7 protein-coding genes and 1 riboswitch are annotated in these 7,772 nt (G+C 61.8%); of the genes, 5 read left to right on the forward strand and 2 right to left on the reverse strand.

Features of this window, described 5'->3' with window-relative positions; translation table 11 throughout:
• Positions 1-138 precede the first annotated feature (138 nt).
• A complete protein-coding gene (locus AO065_RS02755; protein WP_004885098.1) occupies positions 139-873 on the reverse strand; it encodes a FadR/GntR family transcriptional regulator in 735 nt (244 codons plus the stop codon).
• Positions 874-981: 108 nt separating this feature from the next.
• On the opposite strand from AO065_RS02755, the gene AO065_RS02760 reads away from it, so the two are divergent.
• From AO065_RS02760 to AO065_RS02780, 5 genes are all read left to right on the forward strand, one after another.
• On the forward strand, positions 982-1,698 hold the full coding sequence (locus tag AO065_RS02760) for a FadR/GntR family transcriptional regulator (protein ID WP_004885097.1): 717 nt from the start codon (positions 982-984) through the stop codon (positions 1,696-1,698).
• Positions 1,699-1,716: 18 nt separating this feature from the next.
• Positions 1,717-1,913: riboswitch (cobalamin riboswitch) on the forward strand.
• A gap of 136 nt (positions 1,914-2,049) precedes the next feature.
• The gene (locus AO065_RS02765; RefSeq protein WP_004885096.1) at positions 2,050-3,063 is read left to right on the forward strand and encodes an ABC transporter substrate-binding protein; all 1,014 of its coding nucleotides are present in this window, start codon (positions 2,050-2,052) and stop codon (positions 3,061-3,063) included.
• A complete protein-coding gene (locus tag AO065_RS02770; RefSeq protein WP_004885095.1) occupies positions 3,060-4,082 on the forward strand; it encodes a FecCD family ABC transporter permease in 1,023 nt (340 codons plus the stop codon). The genes AO065_RS02765 and AO065_RS02770 overlap by 4 nt, the downstream gene beginning before the upstream one ends.
• Positions 4,079-4,870 carry an ABC transporter ATP-binding protein gene (locus AO065_RS02775; protein WP_004885094.1) on the forward strand — a complete coding sequence of 264 codons (792 nt, stop codon included), beginning with the start codon at positions 4,079-4,081 and terminating at the stop codon, positions 4,868-4,870. The genes AO065_RS02770 and AO065_RS02775 overlap by 4 nt, the downstream gene beginning before the upstream one ends.
• Before the next feature lie 118 nt (positions 4,871-4,988).
• The gene (locus tag AO065_RS02780) at positions 4,989-6,995 is read left to right on the forward strand and encodes a peptidase U32 family protein (RefSeq protein WP_004885093.1); all 2,007 of its coding nucleotides are present in this window, start codon (positions 4,989-4,991) and stop codon (positions 6,993-6,995) included.
• A gap of 26 nt (positions 6,996-7,021) precedes the next feature.
• Here AO065_RS02780 and AO065_RS02785 read toward each other — a convergent pair whose 3' ends face one another.
• Positions 7,022-7,546, reverse strand: a complete 525-nt coding sequence (locus AO065_RS02785) for a GNAT family N-acetyltransferase (protein ID WP_004885092.1) — start codon at positions 7,544-7,546, stop codon at positions 7,022-7,024.
• Positions 7,547-7,772: the final 226 nt, after the last annotated feature.

Genomic DNA, 7,772 nt, shown 5'->3' on the forward strand with positions numbered 1-7,772 from the left:
TCTCTCCGGATAGCCAGATGACTTGTGAATAACGATGAGCGCTGGAGCGTGAGGAACGATCAGGTGAGGCTGACAAAGTTGATCGTGCCGATGCTCCGCGTCGGCATGCAGCCCGGGACGCTCTGCGTCCCTTCGATGTCAGTCGCTGTACAGGGCCTGCGTCCTGCGCAGGCGCATGCGGCTGCCGTTGAGGTGCAGGTACATGGCCGAGCGAGCGGCGTCGACGTTGCCTTCGGCAATGGCGTTGTAGATCTGCCGGTGTTCGGCATTGATACCGGCCAGATAGGCGTTTCGGTCGCTCTGGCCGGTGTAGGCCGAGTTCATGCGGGTGCGGGGAATCAGCTTGGTGCCGAGGTGTTTCATGATATCGATAAGGTAGGCATTGCCCGACGCCTTGGCAATCTTGAGGTGAAACTGAAAGTCGGCGTTGATGGTCGTTCCGGACTTCTGCGGCCCTTCCAGCAGCGCGTCGAAGGCCCGCTTGAGCTCCAGCAATGCTTCAGGACTGCGTCGTTGTGCCGCCAGACCTGCCGCTTCGACTTCAAGACTCAGACGAAACTCCAGCAGGTTCAGTACATCCGCCACCGTGACAATGGTGGCAGGCCCGACGGAAAACCCTTCCGGCGGTGGCATATCGAGCACGAAGGTCCCGACCCCATGACGCGTTTCCACCAGCCCCGCCGCCTGCATCCGCGACAACGCATCGCGCACCACCGTGCGGCTGACACCCTCGGCCTCCATGATATTGAGCTCGGAAGGCAGCTTCTCGCCACGCTGAAGCACACCGTCACGCATGCGCTGGGCAAAGCGGTCGACCAGGGTTTCAGCCAGGCGGCGGTGATTCTTTTGCGAGGAAAGCGCGTTGTCCGACATTGCAGCCTCATGTCTATCGAATACCCGAGTATAGGCTGCGATCCCCGCACAAAACACGCTCTGAGTGAGGTTATACTCAGCGCCCCGACACGGACCTGATCACCCGCCATGGAACCTACCGCATCCCCGAAAGGCCGCCGTTCCAGCCTGACCCAGCAATTGGTCGCCGAATTCGCCCGCAAAATTCGCGAAGGCGAGATCCAGAGCGGCGAAAAACTGCCCACCGAGCAGGTGATCATTCGTGAAACCGGGGTCAGCCGTACCGTTGTCCGTGAAGCCATGTCACGCCTGCAGGCAGAAGGACTGGTCGAGACCCGGCATGGGATCGGCACCTTCGTGGTCGACGCCTCCGAGGCCAGGGCCGATCAGTCGGATGAGCTGTCCATCGGCACACCCGGCGACGCCGTGGCAATCATAGAATTGCGACTGAGCCTTGAGCCCGAAGCTGCTGCGCTGGCTGCACAACGTCGTACGCCCGAACAATTGAGCGCCATTCGTCAGGCGCTCGACGAATTGCACCGCTGCGTACGGACCGGCCAGGACACCCTGCAGGCCGATTACGAATTCCATCGGCGCATTTCCCTGTGCACCGCCAACAGTTTCTTCACAGATGTGATGAACCAGCTGGGCAGCAGCATTCTGCCGCGCGCGCGCAGTGGTTTCGGTAACATCACGTCATTGCAGATGGAAGACGATCCTCATATTCAGCAGCGCGAGCAGGAACAGATCTTCGACGCTCTGGCCCATCAGGATCGTGACGCCGCCCGTGCAGCCATGCGTCTGCACCTGATCAACAGCCTGCAACGCCTGCGTGCAAAGCCATAGCGAGCCCATCCCTTATCGTTTACCATGCCGCCCGTCGGTTTCCGAGAGGAACTAACAGGGAATTCGCCCGCCTCGCGCCACGAGCCGAAACGAAACTGCCCCCGCAACTGTAGGCATCGAGCCAGCTCCACCACTGCCACTGGGTGATCCCCGGGAAGGCCGGAGCCAGGCGATGACGTGCCAGTCAGGAGACCTGCCGACCTGTATCAATCACTAACCGGCGGGGTGTCCGGGAAGGACATCCTTGCGCCCGGCCTTAATGCGCCGAGTGCTGCCGTTTCCCGGCAGGCAGGGATGTGTTTTCCTGTTGTGCGTGCGCCCTGACACACGTTCGAATCGAGGTCGCATTTCATGTCACTGCCCCGCCTTGCCGCACTCGCTGCCAGCCTGACCCTTTCAAGCCTTGCGTTCGCCGCACCGACCCACTATCCGCTGACCATCGAAAACTGCGGCTACTCGCTGACGTTCGAGCATGCGCCCACCAAGGCCGTGACGATCGGCCAGTCGGGCACCGAAATGCTCTACGAACTGGGCCTGGGCGACAGACTGGTTGGCACCTCCCTGTGGTTCAACGATGTATTGCCGCGCTTCAAAGAGCAGAACGACAAGGTCGAGCGCCTGGCCAACAACGAACCCAGTTTTGAGGCCGTGATCGGCAAACGTCCCGAGCTGGTCGCCGTGCAGCTGGAATGGATGGTCGGCAAGCAAGGCGCAGTCGGCACGCGGGAGCAGTTCCACGAACTGAAAATCCCGACCTACCTCATGCCGTCCGACTGCGAAGGCAAGGACAATCTGGTCGGCGCCGACGGCACGCGCCTTGAGGCATTTCGTATCGAGACCATCTACAAGAGCATCGAGCAACTGGCGCAAATCTTTGACGTGCAGGATCGCGGCGACAAACTGGTCGCCGATCTCAAGGCCCGCCTGAGCGCTGCAGTGGCCAACGTCAAACAGAACCACGACAAAGACGTATCAGCAGTGTTCTGGTTCTCAAGCTCCGACCTGAAAGCCGATCCTTTCGTCGCGGGCCGCAAGGGTATACCGGACTTCATGCTCAATAATCTGGGGATGCGCAACATCGTCCAGTCCGACGAAGAGTGGCCGACCGTTGGCTGGGAAACCATCGCCAAGGCCAACCCGAGCATTCTGGTGATCGCCCGCATGGACCGTCGCCGTTTTCCGGCCGACGATTACCGCAGGAAAATCGAATTCCTCAAGTCTGACCCGGTGACCCGCAACATGGACGCTGTGAAGCACGACCGCATCGTGATCATTGATGCCGAAGGCATGCAGGCCAGCCTGCGCCTGTTCGCCGGCATCGAAGAGCTGTCCGCCGCCGCCAACCGTTTCAACGCCACTCCATGAGACTGCCCGCAGCGCTCGGCCATGTGATCTGGGTCTCGGCAGTGCTGGTGCTGGCGATCATCGTCGGCGCTGCCATTGGCGAGACCTCGATCAGCCTGCAGGTGGTGTTCCAGGTGCTGGCCAATAAACTGTGGGCGGCGGGCTATATGCTGGACCCCATCGATGAAGGCATCGTCTGGAACTACCGGCTGACCCGCGCCATCGTCGCCGCTGCCTGCGGTTCCGGGCTGGCCATTTGCGGCGTGGTGCTGCAGTCGCTGTTGCGCAACCCGCTGGCCGATCCTTATCTGCTGGGCATTTCAGCAGGCGCCTCGACCGGCGCAGTCATGGTGGCGATTCTGGGTTTCGGTGCCGGGGTCATTTCCATGTCGGCAGGCGCTTTTGTCGGTGCGCTGGTAGCGTTCTCTCTGGTCGCCCTGCTCGCCCATTCATCGCGGGGCAACACGGCCGCCGGGCAAATCATTCTGGCGGGCATTGCCGGTTCGCAACTGTTCAACGCGCTGACCTCGTTCCTGATCACCAAGTCGGCTAGCTCCGAACAGGCGCGCGGCATCATGTTCTGGCTACTGGGCAATCTGAGTGGCGTACGCTGGCCTTCGGTGTGGATGGCTGTTCCGGCAGCGTTGTTCGGCCTGTTGGTGTGCCTCTGGCATCGGCGCGCACTGGATGCCTTCACCTTCGGCAGTGACTCCGCCGCGTCTCTGGGAATCGCCGTACGGCGGGTGCAGATCGTGTTGATCGCCACTGCGGCACTGGTCACGGCTGTGATGGTCTCGATTGTGGGGTCCATCGGTTTTGTCGGTCTGGTAATCCCCCACGCTGTACGCATGCTCACCGGCGTGCGCCATGCCCGGCTGGTGCCACTGAGCGCCTTGAGCGGCGCGCTGTTCCTGATCGCTGCGGACATTCTTTCCCGCACGCTGATCAAGGGCCAGGCGCTGCCCATCGGGGTGATCACTGCCCTGATCGGCGCACCGGTGTTTGCGCTGATCCTCATTCAGGGGAACAGGACACGATGAACGCCTTCACTCCCGATATCGGCACCCCAGCGCTCGGTTGCAAGGGGCTTGGCTATTCGGTCCGTGGCGCGACACTGCTGCGCGACGTGGACCTGAGCATCGCGCAATGCGAAACGCTGGGCATTGTGGGGCCGAACGGCTCGGGCAAATCGACGCTGCTCAAGCTGCTGTCTGGCATCCACAAGCCGTCCAGCGGCCAGGTAACAATCGGCGAACGGCCTCTGTCGAGCCTGAACCGGCGCGACATTGCCCGCGCGCTGGCGGTGGTCGAGCAGCAGGCAGAAACCAGTGACGCGATCACGGTATTGGACGCCGTTGAACTGGGCCGCACGCCGTGGCTGTCGGCGCTGGCACCCTGGAGTGACAACGACGACCGTATCGTTCGGCAGGCGCTGGTGGACGTGGACATGCTGCCTTTCATCAAGCGCGCCTGGCATACCCTGTCCGGCGGCGAGCGGCAGCGGGTGCATATCGCACGGGCGCTGGCACAGAGGCCAGGCATCCTGTTGCTGGACGAGCCGACCAATCATCTGGATATCCAGCATCAGTTGACCATTCTCGGTCTGGTCAAGGCGTTGCCGGTGACCACAGTCATCGCCCTGCATGACCTGAATCAGGCGCTGGACTGCGACCGGGTGGCGGTCATGGAAAAGGGCCGCATGGTCGCGCTGGGCGCACCCGCAGACGTGCTGACTCCCGAGCGGCTGCTGGAGACCTTCGGGGTGGTGGGGCGCTGGCTGACCGACCCGTTCGATGGCTCGCGGATTCTGCGTCTGCGATCGCCCTGAAACAGCCGCCTCCACTCCACCGACAGTCAGTAAATGCCGCCGCAGCGATCAGCGCAGGTGCGCAGCGCGGCCCATGGCACTACAATGCGCGCTTTGCCCGCCGTCGGATGCCGTAGCCATGTCCCTACCCAAACACCACCTGGAATTGCTCAGCCCCGCACGGGACACTAGCATCGCCCGTGAAGCCATCCTGCATGGCGCCGACGCGGTGTACATTGGCGGACCAAGCTTCGGCGCACGACACAACGCCTGCAACGAGGTCAGCGATATCGCCGAACTGGTCAAGTTCGCCCATCGCTACCACGCGCGCATCTTCACCACGATCAACACCATCCTGCATGACGATGAGCTGGAACCGGCCCGCAAGCTGATTCACCAGCTCTACGACGCGGGCGTGGACGCATTGATCGTGCAGGACCTCGGCGTTCTGGACATGGACATTCCGCCCATCGAGCTGCATGCCAGCACCCAGACCGACATCCGCACGCTGGGCCGCGCGAAGTTTCTCGATCAGGCCGGTTTCTCACAGCTGGTGCTGGCACGTGAGCTGAACCTGCAGGAAATCCGCGAGATCGCCGACGAAACCGACGCGGCCATCGAGTTTTTCATTCACGGCGCGCTGTGCGTGGCGTTCTCCGGGCAGTGCAACATCTCCCACGCGCAGAATGGCCGCAGCGCCAACCGTGGCGACTGCTCCCAGGCCTGCCGCCTGCCGTACACCCTGAAGGATGATCAGGGTCGCGTCGTGGCTTTCGAAAAACACCTGCTGTCGATGAAAGACAACAACCAGAGCGCTAACCTGCGTGCCCTGGTCGAAGCCGGTGTGCGCTCGTTCAAGATCGAAGGACGCTACAAGGATGCGGGCTACGTCAAGAACATCACCGCGTACTACCGCCAGCGTCTGGACGATATTCTGGAAGACCGCCCGGATCTGGCGCGCGCCTCCAGCGGCCGTACTGCGCACTTCTTCGTGCCGGACCCGGAAAAGACCTTCAACCGTGGCAGCACCGATTATTTCGTCAGCGACCGCAAGATCGACATCGGCGCGTTCGACACGCCGACCTTCACCGGCCTGCTGGTCGGCAACGTGGAGAAACTGGGCAAGCGCGACCTGATCGCCGTCACCCACGAGCCGCTGTCCAACGGCGACGGGCTGAACGTGCTGATCAAGCGTGAAGTGGTGGGTTTCCGCGCCAACGTCGCGGAGCTCAAAGGCGAATTCGAGGAAGACGGTGAAAAACGCTGGCGCTATCGCGTCGAGCCTAACGAGATGCCGGCTGCCCTCTCCCGCCTGCGTCCGAATCACCCGCTGAGCCGTAACCTGGACCACAACTGGCAGCAGGCCTTGTTGAAGACTTCGGCCGAACGCCGGATCGGCATTCAATGGCAGGTTGAACTGCGTGAAGAGCGCCTGAACCTGACCGCGATCAGCGAAGAAGGCGTCAGTGTCACAACGCATCTGGACGGCCCGTTTGGCGCGGCGAACAAGCCGGAACAGGCGCTGGACCAGTTGCGCGACCTGCTGTCCCAACTGGGCACTACGATTTACCACACTCAGGACATCAAGCTGGACGCACCCCAGGCGTTCTTTGTGCCCAACTCCCAGCTCAAGACCCTGCGCCGCGACGCCATCGAAGCGCTGACCGAAGCCCGCATCAAGGCGCATCCGCAAGGCGGCCGCAAGGCTGAAACCACGCCGCCTCCGGTTTATCCTGAGTCGCACCTGTCGTTCCTGGCCAACGTGTACAACCAGAAAGCGCGTGATTTCTACCACCGTCATGGTGTGCAACTGATCGATGCGGCGTACGAAGCGCACGAAGAGACCGGCGAAGTGCCGGTCATGATCACCAAGCACTGCCTGCGTTTCTCGTTCAACCTGTGCCCGAAACAGGCCAAGGGCGTGACCGGCGTGCGCACCAAGGTCGCACCGATGCAGCTGATTCAAGGGGACGAAGTGCTGACCCTGAAGTTCGACTGCAAACCCTGTGAAATGCACGTGGTGGGCAAGATGAAAGGCCACATTCTGGACCTGCCACTGCCGGGCAGCGCCGCGGCCAAGGCAGTCGTCGGCCATATCACGCCTGAAGACCTGATGAAGACCGCACGCCAGCGCGCTCCGCGCTGATATGAGTCAGTCCTGAGGGCAGGCGTTTACTCGCCCTCGGGATTCCGTTGCCGCTCGCCAGGCACGCACTCCATATGCGTGGTGTTCCACACCGGATCGGTTTCAACGTCGGTCACCGTAAATCCCTGCTTTTCCCAGAAGCGGATCGCGCCGGGCAGAAACGGATGGGTGTGCAGGTACAGCACCTCTATCCCACTGGCTTCGGCGTGCGCCCAAAGCGCTTCACACAGACGACTGGCCAGACCGTCCCCTCGGAACTGCGGCATGACGTAAAGGCGCACGATCTCCACCGTGTCACGACCGGTGTAGTCCAGTTGTGGAAAGCGATGATCGAACGGCAGATAGCCGACAGCCGCGATGATCTTCCCGTCATGACGTGCAGTCAGAAATTTTCCTCTGTCGCCATTCAGGTACACCTGTTCGAAGGCTGCCAGATCGGCAGGGAGCACCGAGGCATCGAGCATGGGGAAAACCTCGGCCCGGGCACGCATGGCGAAGTCGATGGTTTCAGGGATTTCGGCGCGGGTGACTTCCTGGATAGTAAGGGTCATGGCAATGGATCTTGTGAATGAAGACGCAGGGTAATACAAATGCTGCGCCAGCTTCATACGGTAATGATCGTGCCCATCTCTCCGCGTGGGCATGCCTCCCGTGACGCTCCGCGTCACAAGTGGCTCAGATTGCGGATTCAGTGAGCCGAGCGCCCGGCTCCAGTCACCTTTTCGCCCCTCGGCGACCTACTTTGACGGGGCAAAGTAGGCAAACCCCCATGCTCCG

Source organism: Pseudomonas viridiflava, from assembly GCF_001642795.1.
Classification (GTDB): domain Bacteria; phylum Pseudomonadota; class Gammaproteobacteria; order Pseudomonadales; family Pseudomonadaceae; genus Aquipseudomonas; species Aquipseudomonas viridiflava.